This is a genomic window from Nitrospirota bacterium (assembly GCA_016212215.1).
GTDB lineage: Bacteria > Nitrospirota > 9FT-COMBO-42-15 > HDB-SIOI813 > HDB-SIOI813 > JACRGV01.
This window is the reverse complement of record JACRGV010000078.1, coordinates 12,585-28,763: the sequence shown is the minus strand read 5'-3', so window position 1 is coordinate 28,763 and position 16,179 is coordinate 12,585. Positions and strand designations below refer to the sequence as shown.

The 16,179-nt window shown below is 44.5% G+C and carries 14 protein-coding genes and 1 pseudogene; 9 read left to right on the top strand and 6 right to left on the bottom strand.

Annotated features, from left to right (window positions below):
• The first annotated feature begins 286 nt into the window (after positions 1-286).
• The 3 genes and pseudogenes from rseP (at position 287) to HZA08_07035 (ending at position 4,768) form a co-directional block, all read left to right on the top strand.
• A pseudogene (gene rseP / locus HZA08_07045) lies at positions 287-1,600 on the top strand (RIP metalloprotease RseP).
• Positions 1,601-1,874: 274 nt separating this feature from the next.
• Positions 1,875-2,936, top strand: a complete 1,062-nt coding sequence (ispG, locus tag HZA08_07040) for a flavodoxin-dependent (E)-4-hydroxy-3-methylbut-2-enyl-diphosphate synthase (protein MBI5193183.1) — start codon at positions 1,875-1,877, stop codon at positions 2,934-2,936.
• A 5-nt stretch (positions 2,937-2,941) separates the two neighbouring features.
• Complete coding sequence (locus HZA08_07035) at positions 2,942-4,768, top strand: proline--tRNA ligase (GenBank protein MBI5193182.1); 1,827 nt, start codon at positions 2,942-2,944, stop codon at positions 4,766-4,768.
• Positions 4,769-4,889: 121 nt separating this feature from the next.
• On the opposite strand, the gene HZA08_07030 is transcribed toward HZA08_07035, so the two are convergent.
• Both HZA08_07030 and HZA08_07025 read right to left on the bottom strand, forming a co-directional pair.
• On the bottom strand, positions 4,890-5,516 hold the full coding sequence (locus HZA08_07030; protein ID MBI5193181.1) for a hypothetical protein: 627 nt from the start codon (positions 5,514-5,516) through the stop codon (positions 4,890-4,892).
• Positions 5,503-5,778 carry a hypothetical protein gene (locus HZA08_07025; protein MBI5193180.1) on the bottom strand — a complete coding sequence of 92 codons (276 nt, stop codon included), beginning with the start codon at positions 5,776-5,778 and terminating at the stop codon, positions 5,503-5,505. The genes HZA08_07030 and HZA08_07025 overlap by 14 nt, the downstream gene beginning before the upstream one ends.
• A 608-nt stretch (positions 5,779-6,386) precedes the next feature.
• Here HZA08_07025 and HZA08_07020 point away from each other — a divergent pair.
• Together HZA08_07020 and HZA08_07015 are read left to right on the top strand one after the other, a co-directional pair.
• Positions 6,387-6,788: a hypothetical protein gene (locus HZA08_07020; protein MBI5193179.1), complete on the top strand. Its 402-nt coding sequence runs from the start codon at positions 6,387-6,389 to the stop codon at positions 6,786-6,788.
• A 155-nt stretch (positions 6,789-6,943) separates the two neighbouring features.
• Entirely contained in the window at positions 6,944-8,341 is a 1,398-nt protein-coding gene (locus tag HZA08_07015) for a DASS family sodium-coupled anion symporter (protein ID MBI5193178.1), read from the top strand.
• A gap of 307 nt (positions 8,342-8,648) precedes the next feature.
• Here HZA08_07015 and HZA08_07010 read toward each other — a convergent pair whose 3' ends face one another.
• The 4 genes from HZA08_07010 to HZA08_06995 form a co-directional block, all read right to left on the bottom strand.
• Positions 8,649-10,145: an FAD-dependent oxidoreductase gene (locus tag HZA08_07010; GenBank protein ID MBI5193177.1), complete on the bottom strand. Its 1,497-nt coding sequence runs from the start codon at positions 10,143-10,145 to the stop codon at positions 8,649-8,651.
• A 248-nt stretch (positions 10,146-10,393) separates the two neighbouring features.
• Positions 10,394-11,254, bottom strand: a complete 861-nt coding sequence (gene hpnD / locus HZA08_07005; GenBank protein ID MBI5193176.1) for a presqualene diphosphate synthase HpnD — start codon at positions 11,252-11,254, stop codon at positions 10,394-10,396.
• Complete coding sequence (gene hpnC / locus HZA08_07000) at positions 11,238-12,293, bottom strand: squalene synthase HpnC (protein ID MBI5193175.1); 1,056 nt, start codon at positions 12,291-12,293, stop codon at positions 11,238-11,240. Before hpnC ends, hpnD begins: the two co-directional genes overlap by 17 nt.
• Positions 12,277-12,915: a radical SAM protein gene (locus HZA08_06995; protein MBI5193174.1), complete on the bottom strand. Its 639-nt coding sequence runs from the start codon at positions 12,913-12,915 to the stop codon at positions 12,277-12,279. Before HZA08_06995 ends, hpnC begins: the two co-directional genes overlap by 17 nt.
• A gap of 129 nt (positions 12,916-13,044) precedes the next feature.
• Here HZA08_06995 and HZA08_06990 point away from each other — a divergent pair, with 129 nt between their 5' ends.
• Genes HZA08_06990 through HZA08_06975 form a run of 4 tightly spaced genes read left to right on the top strand, consistent with a single transcriptional unit; the run spans position 13,045 to position 16,159 of the window.
• On the top strand, positions 13,045-14,025 hold the full coding sequence (locus HZA08_06990; GenBank protein ID MBI5193173.1) for a glutamate racemase: 981 nt from the start codon (positions 13,045-13,047) through the stop codon (positions 14,023-14,025).
• A 3-nt stretch (positions 14,026-14,028) separates the two neighbouring features.
• Positions 14,029-14,754 carry a ribonuclease PH gene (gene rph / locus HZA08_06985; GenBank protein MBI5193172.1) on the top strand — a complete coding sequence of 242 codons (726 nt, stop codon included), beginning with the start codon at positions 14,029-14,031 and terminating at the stop codon, positions 14,752-14,754.
• Positions 14,751-15,497 (top strand): non-canonical purine NTP pyrophosphatase, encoded by a 747-nt coding sequence (locus HZA08_06980; GenBank protein MBI5193171.1) that lies wholly within the window; start codon positions 14,751-14,753, stop codon positions 15,495-15,497. Before rph ends, HZA08_06980 begins: the two co-directional genes overlap by 4 nt.
• Entirely contained in the window at positions 15,497-16,159 is a 663-nt protein-coding gene (locus HZA08_06975) for a lysophospholipid acyltransferase family protein (GenBank protein ID MBI5193170.1), read from the top strand. The genes HZA08_06980 and HZA08_06975 overlap by 1 nt, the downstream gene beginning before the upstream one ends.
• Positions 16,160-16,179: the final 20 nt, after the last annotated feature.

The following is a 16,179-nucleotide window of genomic DNA, read 5'->3' as shown; positions in this document are numbered from 1 at the left end:
GTTTCACAAAGGAGGATGAAAACCACCCCCCCAAGCCCCCCCTTGTTAAGGGGGGGAAAGTTCCTTTGGTGCTCAATGGCCAACGGCAATCCCCCCCTTTGTTCAAGGGGGGGCATGGGGGGGTTATTTTCGGATGAACTCCCATGAACCGAGGGCTCACAAAGGGAAATGAAAATAGTAAACAGTAAGCAGTGAGCAGTAAACAGGAAAGGCAGTCTTTATCTGCTAACTGCTTACTGCTTACTTGGGGTCATTTTCGGATGAAACATTTTAAGGGGGGCTTTGGATGTACACAATAGTAATTTTCATAATATGTATAGGTATCCTGATATTTGTACATGAATTCGGACATTTCATTGCTGCAAGGTTAAACGGCATAAAGGTTGAAAAGTTTTCACTCGGGTTTGGGCCTAAGATAATCGGGAAAAAGATCGGGGATACGGAGTATCTGATCTCTGCCATGCCTCTTGGCGGTTATGTAAAGATGGCAGGTCAGGAAGATTTACCGGGCCAGGCAGATGAAAAGGAACAGAGTGAAAATGACTTTTCTGCCAAAAGTGTTTTACAAAGGGCCACTGTTGTCTTAGCGGGTCCCTCAATGAATATTATTCTGGCATTTGTTCTTATGCCTATTGTGTTTTTTATCGGTGTAAATCTTCCTTCTTTTATAGAACAGAAACCGGTAATAGGCTGGATTGAAAAGGATTCTCCTGCATTGGCCGGCGGTTTTCAGGTAGGAGACAAGATACTGAAGATCAATAAAAAGGCGGTTTCAGACTGGGATGAGGTTATTACTATATTGACAACCCATCCTGAACTGGGCATGAAACTTGAGGTTGAACGGGCAGGGGAAGTAAAAGAGTTATCATTGGAGAAATCCAAAGACTCTAAGTACGCAGGGCCTGGTTATGGCGGCCTTCTGCCGGAGATGGCGGCTATTGTCGGAAGGGTAAACAGCGGGTATCCGGCAGAGAAGGCCGGTCTTAAGACCGGTGACAGGATTATTGAGATAGACGAAAGCCCTGTAGTAAGCTGGTATCAGGTGTCTGCATATATAAGGTCTCATGTGGGTCAGGCAATTGAGATTGAGGTTAAGAGGGGTGAAGAAAAGTTCAAGACAACTGTAACACCGGTAAAAGATAAGGCCGCAGGATATGGTGTCATTGGAATAATTAACCGGCAGGAGACTGTACTAAGAAAATTCGACCTCATTGAATCAATAGAGCACGGAATGCAGCGATCTATTGAACTGACAGGTTTGACATTTGATGTCCTGAAGAGACTGGTAACCCTTAACTTATCCATTGAATCCCTCGGCGGCCCTATAATGATAGCCAAACTTACAGGTGAGGCGGCACAATCAGGCGTATCCGACCTGATCGCCTTCATGGCATTTATGAGTTTACAGCTTGGGGTATTAAATCTCCTTCCAATCCCTGTATTAGACGGCGGCTGGGTGGTCTTCCTTATTGCAGAGAAGATAAAAGGCAGTCCACTCAACAAGAGGACTATGGAGATTGCACAGACAGCGGGCTTTGCACTATTGATAACACTGATTGTGATAGTTTCGTATAATGACATTATGCGGGTGTTTAAATAAACTGCCATGAACGGGGCGCTCACGAAGGGCAATGATACCCCCCCCCTCTCCCTGAGGGAGAGGGGGCTATGTTGATTCCCTCCCCTTCAAGGGGATGGGTAGGGTGGGGATGGGGTTGATTTTCGGATGAACCCCCATGAACCAGGGTTCACAAAGGGCCATGAAAATCAGCGGGACAAGAAAGTCCCGCCTATCCTCGTAGAAATGGATAGGCGGGGTTTTCTTACCCCGCCGGAGAGATTTTCGGATGACAGGTAATAGGTAAGAAGTTAGGATGAGGAAAAAGACACGGCAGATACGGGTTGGGGATGTGGTGATTGGGGGGGATGCAGCGGTTGTTGTTCAGTCAATGACCAATACGGATACTGCTGATGTTGACGCCACGGTTGCTCAGATAAAGAGGCTTGAAGATGCAGGGTGTGAGATTATCCGGGTGGCTGTACCGGATAAGAAGGCCGCTGAAGTCCTCCATAACATAAAATCTTCCATAAAAATCCCGCTCATTGCTGACATACATTTTGACTACAGGCTTGCCCTGACAGCCATTAAGAAAGGTGTAGACGGTCTGCGGCTTAATCCGGGAAATATAGGAGATGAGGGCAGGATAGAACAGGTTGTTAAGGCGGCAAAGGAAAAGGGTATTCCAATCAGGATAGGTGTTAATGCCGGTTCTCTTGAAGAAGACCTTCGTGAGAAATACGGACATCCCACGCCGGAGGCAATGCTTGAATCTGCTGCGCGGCACATAAATATATTGGAAAGATATGGGTTCTATGATATAAAGGTATCTCTTAAGGCGTCTAATGTACCTACCACATTAAAGGCATACAGGCTTTTCTCTGAGAGGTATGATTATCCCGTGCATGTGGGTATATCTGAGGCAGGGCCTATGTTATCCGGCACTGTGAAGTCTGCTGTCGGCATAGGGATTCTGCTGGCAGAGGGGATTGGAGATACCCTCAGGGTTTCCCTGACTGCTGACCCTGTGGAAGAGATAAGGGTTGCGTATGAGATACTGAAGGCCCTGAATCTGAGGCATCGGGGAATCAATATAATATCATGTCCCACATGCGGTAGGATGGAGATTGATATTGAAAAGATTGCCGGAGAGGTGGAGAAGAGATTATCTCATATAACAATACCTCTGAATGTTTCAATATTGGGCTGTGTAGTAAACGGCATAGGGGAAGGTAAAGAATCTGATGTGGGCATTGCCGGCGGTAAGGGTGTCGGGCTTTTGTTCAGAGAGGGAAAAGTTGTAAGGAAACTGAAGGAATCTGAACTTGTGGATGCCCTTGTTCAAGAAGTAGAAGACATAGTTAATAAGCATAGCTAATAAAAATGTACTATTCAAAACTATTAATACCGACACTCCGTGAAGACCCGGGAGAGGCAGAGATTATAAGCCACAGGCTTATGCTCCGTGCAGGCATGATAAGAAAGCTTGCCGCGGGAATTTACAATTACCTCCCTCTTGGTTATCGGGTTTTAAGAAAGATTGAGACCATTGTCCGTGAAGAGATGAACAGGGCAGGTGCACAGGAGATCTTTATGCCTATGGTACTTCCTGCTGAACTCTGGCAGGAGACAAAGAGATGGGAACAGTACGGTAAAGAGCTTCTGAGATTAAAAGACAGGCATGATAGGGAGTTCTGTCTCGGCCCTACACACGAAGAGGTTGTAACTGACCTTGTAAGGAAAGAGGTTAAATCATACAGACAACTTCCGCTCAACTTATATCAGATACAGAGCAAGTTCAGGGATGAGATAAGACCGAGGTTCGGGCTGATGCGCGGCAGGGAATTCATAATGAAGGACGCATACAGCTTTGATATTGATGAGGCCGGTGCAGAGGATGCCTACAGAAAGATGTTTGAGGCATACAACGCTATATTCAAAAGGTGCGGACTCAGATTTAAACCTGTTGAAGCAGACAGCGGCCTAATAGGCGGCAGTTTTTCCCATGAATTCATGGTGCTTGCAGAGACAGGAGAAGAAGCAATAGTCTCATGCGATACCTGCGGCTATGCAGCGAACATGGAGAAGGCGGAAGGAAGAAGCAAGAAGCAAGAAGTTAGAAGTCAGAAACAAGAAATCAGAAGCCATGAAATTCCCCCTCCCCTTCAAGGGGAGGGTCGGGGGGAGGGTGAGCTAAGAGTACCTTCTACAGATGACAGCAAGAAGCAAGAAGTTAGAAGTAAGAAGTTAGAAGAAGATTTGATGCCCCTTGAAAAAAAGGTTACCCCCGGCAAAAAGAGTGTGGAAGATGTGGCAGCTTTTCTTGGAGTGGAGAAAGAACTGCTTGTAAAGACCCTTATTATGCGGGGTGGAGACTTGATTGTTGCGGCACTTGTAAGGGGAGACCATGAGTTAAATGAGACAAAACTTGCAAGGATAATCAATGCCACAGAGGTAGAGCTTCTTGCACCGGCAGAGGTAGAAAAGGTAACAGGCGCACCTTCAGGCTTCTCAGGCCCTGTCGGGCTAAAGGGCTTACATATAATAGCGGATAGTGCAGTTAAGGGAATGATAAATTTTGTTGTCGGCGGGAATGAAAAGGATGTGCACCTTGTAAATGTGAACATGGAAAGGGATTTCACGCCGGACCAGTATGCTGATATAAGAAATGTGCAGGAGGGTGATGGATGCCCGAGGTGTGAAACAGGAAGACTGATTATCGTAAGAGGTATTGAAGTAGGGCATACATTCAAGCTCGGCACAAAGTACAGTGTTGCTATGGAGGCAACATATCTTGATGAAGCCGGCAAGCCGCAGTATATGATAATGGGCTGTTACGGAATCGGCGTGAGCAGGATAATTGCAGCAGCAATAGAACAGAACCACGATAAAGAAGGTATTATATGGCCTACTGCCATAGCACCATTTAAGGTGATAATCCTTCCTTTAAACATGACCTCAGAAAAGGTCAAAGGAACCGCAGAGGATATATATAATAGATTAATGGAAAAAGGTGTAGAGGTCATCTTAGATGACCGTGATGAGCGTGCCGGTGTGAAGTTCAAAGATGCAGAACTGCTCGGTTTTCCTTTTCAGATAGTAGTCGGTGAAAAAGGCCTGAACAGGGGTATAGTAGAACTAAAAAACCGGGCAACCCGTGAAGTAAAAGAGGTCGTAGTAGAGCAGGTAGTATTAAGCAGTGAGCTATGATAGATCTGTCAAATGCCAATCCTTCAGAAACCCTTCTGATAGTCTCCTGTACTTACAAAAAGACATGAGATAAATCCTAAATGCCCCTGAGTTTATACAGGCCACGTTTTGAGTAATTAGATCAGAAGCAAACCGAACAAGGTTTGTCATGGCCAGCCCTTTCAGCACTTCTTATATCAGGGTATTCCTCCCAGTTTTCTTTATTAACACCCTGCTTTGTGACCTCTCGACACTCAGGGCAATGGTAAGGGCGTGGTTGATTAGTGGGATTACCGGTTGCAACAACCACTCTAACCGGCGGATGTGAATGACCTTTTTGACAGTTCATAATAACTTCTCCTTTCATTATAGATGTTTCCTCTTCCATCATAAAATATGTTCCTTCTATTTCTTTAAGTCCTTCTATCAGGCTCATTTCCCGTGACATTACAATATCAAGGTTTTTAAGATGTTTGTGATAAGGGAAAGTTTCTAACTTTTTTGCCCTGGGGTCAGGAGAATTATCATAACGGAAGATAACATTGTTATGGGAACGGTAGTTGTATGCATACTTATATTTTTCAATACCACTTTCTTTGGATTCTATAAATTCTTTAAAATCAAGGGAAGCGCCATCCCTCAACTCTATACTTCCCGAGATAAAGGCAATATCACCAGTTTTTCTATCAATAGTAATATTATAAGATGAGACAATCGGGGAAGAGGTTATAATTGATTCTAACCGGACAATATACTTATCTATACTCAAAGACGATATCCTCAAGAGATTTCAGTTTCTTCTGTATCCGCTGTAAAGTCTCGCATTCCCCCTCCCATTCTATAAGCTCCATATCATCTATCTTGCCGTATAGATTTTCTCTGTCCAATTCTCCATATTTACTTTCAAAGTTGTTTATCTTATCCTGAATTTTGTCAAATGTCTTTTTAAGCAGGTATATTTCGGTATCAATGGCAAATCTTATCTTTTCTCGTGTCCAGTTATCATCGGTCTCTATAATCAGTCTTGTCACTTAATCACTCCCCCTTAACCTAAGCAGTAATTTACCTTAACGCCTGTATAAAATCAAATTCAGTTTGCACATATCGCATAATATATCACCTTCCAATCTATCTGTCTCTTAACTTCTTGAGTTGCTTCACATTATAGATTTAAACGTAAGCAACAGGGACAACATCAATTTCAGCGGTAAGTGGATACCGGTTTTCTGCAAGGCAGATGATCGCACCGCTGCCGATATTGCGGCCGGATTTCCTGAGGCTGTTCATTCCTTTTAACATGCCTTTGTCCGGCCTCATGGTAAGTTTTATCTCAACAGGGAAGATTGTTCCCTTTGAGCAATTGCCCTACCCGTGCAGCCGCAAGCCTCAGAAATTTTTCAAATGAAGTCTTAGCGGCATCACCCTCCCCTTAATCCCCTCCCGTCAAGGGAGGGGAAATAAAAACAGTGCTTCATTACGGGTTTTGGGATTAGGCGTATCTCCATCTAAAAATAATAACTTGTATGCTAAATGAGACATAAATCACCCACTCACTTTGGAGAAGACCCAAATAAAAAATTGTTGATTACTCTTGCTTCTCATGGTATGTTGCTATTCCTAATCCTTTGGAGGATTTAAAATGAGATTGCATTTAATCGTTGTCTTATCATTAGCCGCTGTTTTGACTGCCGGTACTTTAAACAATGTCTGTTCAGCAGAACCGGAGAGGGTAGCAGCGGCCAAAGATGTGGTAAAGGTTGAAGAGGTCTTTGCAAAGAAGGATACGCTCAGCGGTAAGAAGGTCACTGTAAAAGGTGAGGTCGTAAAATTCAATAGCGGCATTATGGGAAAGAACTGGGTACACATTAAAGACGGAAGCGGGAAACCTGGAACCAATGATTTAACTGCAACAACAAAGGATACTGCCAAGGTCGGGGATAAGGTAATGGTTACCGGTATACTTGCAGTAGGTAAGGACTTTGGTGCCGGTTATAAATATGATGCCATAATTGAAGATGCTGTTGTAACACCTGTGAAGTAGAGTATAAGAAATACAAGCCACCGCAGGAGTTGAGTGATTTGTTTGAAAATAGTGTCTTCCAGCCGAGGCTCTCGCCGCAGGAAGAAAGGGTTGAGTGGTGGAGGCAGACTATAGGGCTTTTTGCAGGTCCGCTGGTCTTCATTGTAATTTATTTCATGCCTGCACCCGCCTTATCAGGTCAGGGACACTCGCTGGCTGCAATCCTTAGTCTTGTAATAACCTACTGGGTATCTGAGGCCATCCCCATCCCTGTAACTGCACTGCTTGGCGCTGCACTTTGCGTATTTATGGGGGTTGCCCCGGCCAGGACAGTGCTTGCCCCTTTTGCCGATCCCATCGTGTTTCTCTTCATAGGAAGTTTTATCATTGCAAAGGCCATGAACATTCACAGGCTGGACCGCAGGTTTGCCATGTATATCTTTTCCATAAAGGGTATCGGCAACAGCCCATCCATGCTATTAATTGCATGCGGCGTAGTAGTCGCACTTATTTCCATGTGGATAAGCAACACGGCTGCTACTGCCATTATGCTGCCTATCTGCATCGGGATAATCAGCAGTATGGAGAAACGTTTATCAACAGTATCGTTTAAGTACAGGGCAGGCATGATGCTGATGATTGCTTATGGGGCATCTGTAGGGGGGATAGGTACTCCGGTGGGGTCTCCTCCCAATCTTATTGCTATCGGTATGATAGAATCCCTCGCCCATTACCGTATTACCTTTTTCCAGTGGATGGCACTTGGTGTCCCCATGCTGATTATAATGTTTATTGTACTTTCCATACTACTGTTGTTCCTGCATAATCCGCCGTCAAGGACTGACTCATCTGCCTTGATAATACAGGATACTGAGGATGATGCAGCCGGGTGGAGCAAGGGAGAGATATATACATTAATCTCTTTCGGGACGGCTGTTATGTTATGGATTCTTCCAGGTATTATTGCGGTTGTTTATGGAGTTGATTCCGGTCTGTATAAGTCGCTTAAAGGGGTACTGGATGAGGGTGTTGTTGCTGTTGTCGCGGCCTTTCTGTTATTTGTACTGCCTGTAAACTGGCAGAAGAGGACATTTGCCATATCGTGGGATCAGGCAGTACGGATTGATTGGGGCACTATCCTCCTTTTCGGCGGGGGGCTGAGTCTCGGCAAACTGATGTTTGATACCGGACTTGCAAATATCATAGGCAACCGTCTAACAAATATAGCCGGTGTGGAAGGCCTGTGGAGTATTACGGCATTATCTGTGATAATCGGAATCCTTGTAAGTGAGGCCACATCTAATACAGCATCCGCAAGTATGGTTATTCCTGTTATGATCGCAATTGCCCAGGCTGCCGGCGTATCTCCTGTTCCACCGGCACTTGGGGCATGTCTTGGGGCCAGTTTCGGTTTCATGCTTCCTGTATCCACCCCGCCTAATGCAATAGTGTACGGTTCGGGCATGGTGCCCATTCTCTCGATGCTGAAGGCAGGAGTGATATTCGATGCACTCGGTTTTGTTACAATATGGACAGGGCTGCGAATATTATGTCCATTGCTTGGGCTTATGTAGTTCAAAGTGGGGTGAGAATGGAAACATCCTTCGACAAGCATAGCCGAATGGCTCAGGATGTTACAACCCCACCCTCACCCGGACCCTCTCCCTGAAGGAGAGGGAGTCTAAGTTTTATTCCCTCCCCTTCAAGGGGAGGGTTAGGGTGGGGATGGGGTTATTTATTGATGAATTCGTATTTATCACGTTTTCATCCGAAAATCTCCATAGCTCACCCTCCCCCTAACCCCCTCCCGTCAAGGGAGGGGGAAAAACTTAGCATCCCTCTCCCCCGGCGGGAGAGGGTCCGGGTGAGGGGGCCTCATTTTCATGTACCTTTGTGAGCCGAAGGCTCATGTGAGTTCATTCGAATCAATTCAGCACATCTATATCCGCTGAGGACTGCACCTTCTATGGTTGCCGGAAGTCCTGTGTCTGTCCAGTCGCCTGCGATGAAGAGGTTTTTGATTGGTGATTCCTGAGAAGGTCTGTATTTTTGAATGTCCGGTGCAGGGATGAAGGTAGCAGACTTTTCCTTTATAATTCTGCTGTAGATTAGTTTAGCTGAATTTGCCTCCGGCAGAAACTTCCTGAGTTCTGTCACTGCCATTGTAAGGAGCGCTGCTGAGTCCATATTTACAAACTCTTGTGCACCGCTTATTACAAGGGAGATAAGGTTATTGGACTGTCTATGCTCACCCTCCCCCTGCCCCCCTCCCGTCAAGGGAGGGGGAATATAGGTTGAAATCATATTATTATTAAATATCCACTGAACCGGGGAGTTTATAAATGCTGCAAAGGGCTTATCAATTATCGGTTTATCGAATAGGAGATGGAAAGAGATAATGGGAGATGACTTCAGTTCTTTCAGGCATGAAAAGTATGAATGGTGTTTGTTTATGATTGATGGAGGCAGTAGCCTATGAAGTGAATAATAAGGAACGGCACTTATATAATAATCCCCTTTAATTATCCTGTTGTTGCGGGTTCTTATACCGGTGACTGAGTGACCATCAAACAATATTTCAGATGCAGCACATCTTTTTTCTACAACTCCCCCGTGACGGATGACATAATCTTCAGCATCATCAGCATATAGCCTGCTCAACGGCACAGCAGGAAAAACAATCCTTGAACCCTTGCGGCTCTTAAACATTGCCTTTCTCAGAACAGTCTTAAAGATGGCGGCTGATGACCTATCGGGGCTTTCATTCATGATTGCGAGGGTGAGGATGTTCCAGAATGTGTCCATGGCCCGTTTCCCTTGTCCATACCGGGAAAGCCAATCGGTGATGGAAGAAACACCCTCCCCCTTGCCCGAATCATTTGCCGAATCATTTGCCGAATCATTTGATAGATAAGAGCTTACCATCCCCTTTTGGGACAGTGTTAGTGGGAGGGGATGATTATCATATAGTACATCCTTTGTGATGTAAAGCATTTTGAGCCGCTCGGAAAGGCTAAGTGCCTTGAATCGTAAGATACCTGATGCCGCATGAAGAGGCGCAGGTAACGGGAGGCAGCTCAGGCTGTAGGTTTGTCCGGCACTTTCTATAAAATCAACATGGAGATTTTTCTGGATGTATAATTTATCAAAAGTCCCTAATGTCTTTAAGAATCTGAATGTGTTTTCATAGCATCCCATAAGGAGATGCTGGCCGTTATCCAGTTCAATGAAGGTATTCCTGTCTAAGAATGAAAAAGCCCTTCCGCCAAAATAGCCGCGTTGTTCTATGACGGTAACGTTATAACCGGAGGATATAAGCTCTGTTGCAGCAGTAAGGCCGGCGAAGCCCCCGCCGATGATGATGACATTTTTCTTCATCCGAAAATCACCCCCCCCCATGCCCCCCCTTGAAAAAAGGGGGGGATTGCCGTTGGCCATTGAGAACCTTTCCCCCCCTTAACAAGGGGGGGCTTGGGGGGGGTGATTTTCATCCTCATTTGTGAAACCTCCGTTTCATGACAGTTCATCTGAAAATCAACCCCATCCCCACCCTACCCCTCCCCTTGAAGGGGAGGGAATTTCAAGTTCGTACTTCTAACTTCTAACTACTTTGTTCCATTCTCTGCTTACTTTATTCCAATCCTGACCTTAGCCCATGTCCTTACTGCAATAGAAATTTTCCGGGATTTTGATAAGCGTGCGTGATAAGAGAATACGTTATAATTTGTATCTTCAATCTTTTTAAGCAGATTACTATATATTGCCCGCATAATCTCAGCGGCTATCATTGACTTACGGTCTTCCTTAGGCAGGGTCTCTTCAGCCCTTTTATAATAATCTCTTGCCCGGGCACACTCAAATCTCATCATATCAATAAATTTCTGGTTGTATGATGATGATAACAGTTCCCCTTCTGAGTATCCGAACTTTTTCAGATCCTCAAGCGGCAGGTAAATCCTGCCATTTTCAGCATCACTTTTTACATCTCTCATTATGTTTGTTAATTGCATGGCAACTCCAAGGTCTACGGCATATCCCAGAGTAATGGCATTCTTATAACCGAACACATCCGTACATATAAGCCCAACAACAGATGCAACCCTATAGCAGTATTTGTGAAGTTCATCGAACGTATGGTATCTGTTTTTAGTTAAATCCATCTCAACTCCCCTGATAAGTTCAAAAAAATATTTATCCGGTATTGAGTATTTATCAATATACTTTTTAAGGTCTATAGTAATCGGGTGTGAAGGATTTCCTTTATATGTATTGATAATCTCTGTGGTCCATTTGAGTAAGTTCGCTGATGCAGCAACCCTGTTTGTCGCCTTGTCAACAACATCATCAAGTGAGCGGCAGAGGGCATATATTGAATACAGTGCCTTTCTCTTTTCAGAAGACAGAAATAAGAAGGAGTAGTAAAAATTGGAGTTACTCTGCTTGGTTATTATGCGGCTATGGGCAGGATTATCAGATGGATTCTTCATTCTTTTTTTGTCTCATGGTTAATGCGCGCGAAACTATCTTCAGTTTGTCCATTGCAGTAATAACCGGCCTTTTATTAAAAATATCATACCCGTTATGCTCCAGCTTTTCCAGTATCTTCATACCGCCTGACCAGACTGCCTTAAGCTCAAGTGATAAGCCTCCTTCAACCATACTGCACAATGGCAGTCCCTTTGTAAACAGCCCTTTTGTATATCCTGTTTCATAAGCTAGAAGGTTTTTGAATCCATCGTTAAAAGTATGCGACATTAATTCATCTTCCGTATAACCGAACTTCTCCATGTCCTCCAGTGGTATGTATATACGGTCTTTCTCAAGGTCAATCGCAATGTCCTGCCAGAAGTTGGTTAACTGAAGGGCTGTGCATATAAAATCAGACAGCCTGTGAAGCCCTGGGTCTTTGTATCCAAAGAGATATAGCACAATCCTTCCAACAGGATTTGCCGAATAGCGGCAGTATGTAAGGACATCCTCCATCTTCCGGTATCTCTTATTAACCGTATCCATCCTAAATGCCGTAATCAGGTCTTTGAGCAATCCTGCAGGGATTGCAAATGTTGTAAGAGTCTCTTTTAATGCTATGAATATGGGGTGTTCCGGTTTTCCGTCAATACAATTGTATAGTTGTTTCTCCCACTCATCGAGGAGGTGCAGGCGTGTTTTTGCAGCATTATTATCCAAAAACAACCCCATCCCCACCCTGGCCCTCCCCTTGAAGGGGAGGGAAATTCCCTCTCCCTCAGGGAGAGCTGCAATTAAATTCCTTCCAAATCCCTCCCCCCTCTTTTGCGGGGGGAGGCAGGAGGGGGGATCAGGGTGAGGGTGGGGTTGTTCATCCGCCATATCATCCGCAGTACGTGCAAATGCGTATATGGCATGTACATATTTCCTCTTGTTCTTAGGGATCATCCATGAACCGACAGGAAAGTTTTCGTAGTGTTCAGTTGCAAGCCTGGTGCAGTATGCAAAGGCGGCTTCTACCTCAGAGGCATAAGCAGGGTTTTTATTTTCCCCTTGCATCAGGACCCCAGATATATTTATGAAGCTGAATCTGCATTCTGACCGGAAGGTTATCATTAATTATCCACTCTGCGATGAGTGCAGGATTAAGCAGGCCAAAGGCAGGAGAAAACAATACCGTACATATATCGTTGAGATGATGGGTTGTCAGAATAGATTTTGCCCATACATAATCATTGTAATCAGTAATAACAAACTTGATCTCATCATGGGAGGAAAGATGCTGCAAATTTTCCCACAACATCCTGTCCGCCATATTACTGCTCGGGCATTTTAAATCCACAATCTTAAATGTCTCATTAGGAAGAATTGAGATGTCCTTGCTGCCATTGGTCTCAATAAGGACTTTAAAACCGTCTTTAATGAGCCGCTCTGCGAGCAGTGGAGTCTCTTCCTGTTCCAAAGGTTCTCCACCTGTGATTACAACATTCGGGCAGTTGAACTTTTCAATAACCTTAACAAGGTCATCTAACAAGTATTCCTCACCCTCTGAATACGCATACTTTGTATCGCACCAACTGCATCGCAGATTACAACCTGTTGTCCTTATGAATACCGACGGAACCCCTGCAAAAGTTGTCTCCCCCTGAATACTCTTAAATATCTCATTTATTTTCACAATATCTTTTATAACCTATTGGACCGGACATTGCAAATTTAAGGCATTGACAGGACATTTCTATTTTGGGTTGACACAAAAACAGGTTTGTCTTGACTCAACTCTATATTTAGCCTACCATAATCAAACTCTATGAAATGTGATAAAAGACCTATTGGTGTATTTGACTCAGGCATCGGCGGGCTTACGGTTTTAAAGGAGATTATTAAACTCCTTCCGGAAGAGGATACTATATATCTTGGTGATACTGCCCATCTTCCGTATGGGACAAAGTCTGAAGAAACCGTTATCAGATATTCTCTGGATAACACACGTTTTCTTCTCCAGCATGATATAAAACTCCTTGTCGTGGCATGTAATACTGCCTCAGCAGTGAGCCTTACTGCGTTGAGGAAAGAGTTTTCCCTTCCAATAATCGGGGTGATAGACGCGGGGGCGAGGGCCGCTGTTAAGGCAACAAAAAACCGCAGGGTTGGGATTATAGGTACTGAGACAACCATAAGGAGCAGTGCCTATACTAAGGCGATGAAGGCTATTGACCCTGATATTGAAACAATCGGCAAGGCATGTCCTATGTTTGTCCCGCTTGTTGAAGAGGGATGGACTGATGATGCTATTGCAGTAATGACTGCTGAAAGGTATCTCATTCCCTTAAAGGAAGAGGGGATTGACACACTGGTTCTTGGATGCACGCACTATCCACTGTTGAAGAATGCTATTCATAAGGTAATGGGGGATAGTGTTAGATTGATAGACTCAGCAGAGGAGACAGCATTGGAGGTCAAGGAGATATTGAATGTTATTCCCCCTAACCAAATTGAAATGGCGGGAGGGGATCAGGGGGAGGGTGGGCAGTTGGGATTTTCATATGAAAAGGGGCATGAAAATCAGCGGGACAAGAATGTCCCGCCTATCCTCAATTTATTATTCACGGATGGGGGGCCATCCCCATTTGTGGATAGGCGGGGTTTTCTTACCCCGCCGGAGTTATTTTCGGGTGAACATCCTCTTCGCCGATATTTTGTAACAGACTTCTCCCCCCGCTTTGAAGAACAGGGGAGCAGGTTTCTTGAAATGAAGATTCCAAAAGTTGAAAAAATAAACTGGGGGTAAAAAATGGCAAGAACAGACGGCAGGAAGATTGATCAAATGAGACCGGTAAAGATTCACAGGAATTACATAAAGTTTGCTGAAGGATCGGCACTGATAGAGGTTGGTGATACAAAGGTAATATGTACGGCTACGATTGAAGAAAAGGTACCGCCGCATCTTAAAGACAAGAATAAGGGGTGGGTTACTGCTGAATATTCAATGCTTCCCCGCTCTACTCATTCAAGGATAGCAAGGGAATCGGCAAAGGGGAAGATAGGCGGGCGGACGCATGAGATACAACGTCTAATCGGGAGGGTGTTGAGGTCTGTAGTTGACCTGGAAAAACTTGGTGAACGCACTATCTGGATAGACTGTGATGTGATTCAGGCAGACGGCGGTACACGCACAGCCTCAATTACAGGTTCGTTTGTTGCACTCGCAGATGCAATTAAGTATGCACAGAAAAAAGGTTTGATTGGGGATATTCCACTAAAGGATTATCTTGCCGCTGTGAGTGTAGGTATTATTGACGGAGAGCCTGTCCTTGACCTGAACTATTCAGAGGACTCCACTGCTGAAGTTGATATGAATATTGTGATGACAGGCAAAGGGAAATTCGTTGAGGTTCAGGGCACTGCAGAGGGCGCCCCATTTTCCAAGACGCAGATGGAAGGGCTTATCTCGCTTGCAAAGCATGGAATAGAAGAGCTGATTGCAATACAGCATAAACTAATAGGTGATTTAGTGTGAGCTTGAAGATAGTACTCGCCACTAAGAATAGGGGCAAGATAGAGGAGATAAAATATATCCTTAAAGAGAGCGGGATAGCAGATGCAATTGAAATATATTCACTCTCTGATTTTCCTGACATACCGGATATTGTTGAGGATGGGGCAACATTTTCTGAGAATGCATGGAAGAAAGCTGAAACTGTTGCCGGTTATACAGGGTTGACTGCAATAGCAGATGACTCCGGCCTTGAGGTTGATGCATTGAACGGGGCGCCTGGTATTTATTCTGCAAGGTTTGCAGGGGAGAAGGCGACTGATTCAGAAAACATCAAAAAACTCCTAAGATTAATGGAAGGAGTTCCAAAGGAAAAAAGAGGTGCGAGGTTTGTGTGTGTGATAGCGGTTGCGGTGCATGGTGTAACCCCCCCTCCCCTTAATCCCCTCCCGCAAGGGGAGGGGAGATTCGGAGAAATCCCCCCTCCCTTGACGGGAGATAACCATAATTCCCTCCCCTTCAAGGGGAGGGTTAGGGTGGGGATGGGTTTTTTCTCCGATGCAAACAACATCCTTATGGAAGGCGAATGCCGCGGAGTTATCTTTGAAGTTGAACGCGGCACATCAGGGTTTGGCTATGACCCTGTATTTATCATCCCGGAATATGGAAAGACTTTTGCTGAACTTGGCGCTGAGATAAAAAACAAGATAAGCCACCGTGCTGTGGCATTGAATAAATTAAAGACACACCTCAAACTGATGATCTGATGGGGCATATAAGAAGATTTATATTAAAATATATTGTTCCTCCTCTTGGTTTTATTCTGATTTACATCCTCGGGATTACCTACAGAAAAGTTCTTGTAAATAAAGATATTGAAAAGACTTTAATAGACAGAGGCGTTAATCCCATTTATGCATTATGGCATGGCCGGTTACTTTTATTTCCATTTCTATACCGGTGGCAATATAGGCTATATACCATTGTCAGCCTTAGCACTGATGGGGAGATAATAGCAAGGATTTTAAGTATGCTCGGGGTGTATGTAATAAGAGGGTCTTCTTATGAAGGCGGCACAAAGGCATTTCGTGAGATGGTGAAGGTAGCAAAGAATAAAAAATCTGTGTTTATTACTGTTGATGGCTCAAGGGGACCGGTCTTCAAGGTACAGGGCGGTGTGCTTCATCTTGCAAGGCTTGGTGAAGTACCTGTTATTCCCGTTACCTACGGTGCGAAAAATGCGATTGTTCTGAAAAGCTGGGACAGGTTTATTATCCCCATGCCGTTTACCCGTGTAGCAGTTATCTATGGAGAGCCGTTATATATCCCAAGGGAACTTAAAGAAGAACAGCATGAGATATACAGACTTCTGCTTGAGCAGAGGCTTAATGAAATGACAACTATTGCAGACAACTATTTCAGGCAGTGAATGGTGAATAGTGAATAGCT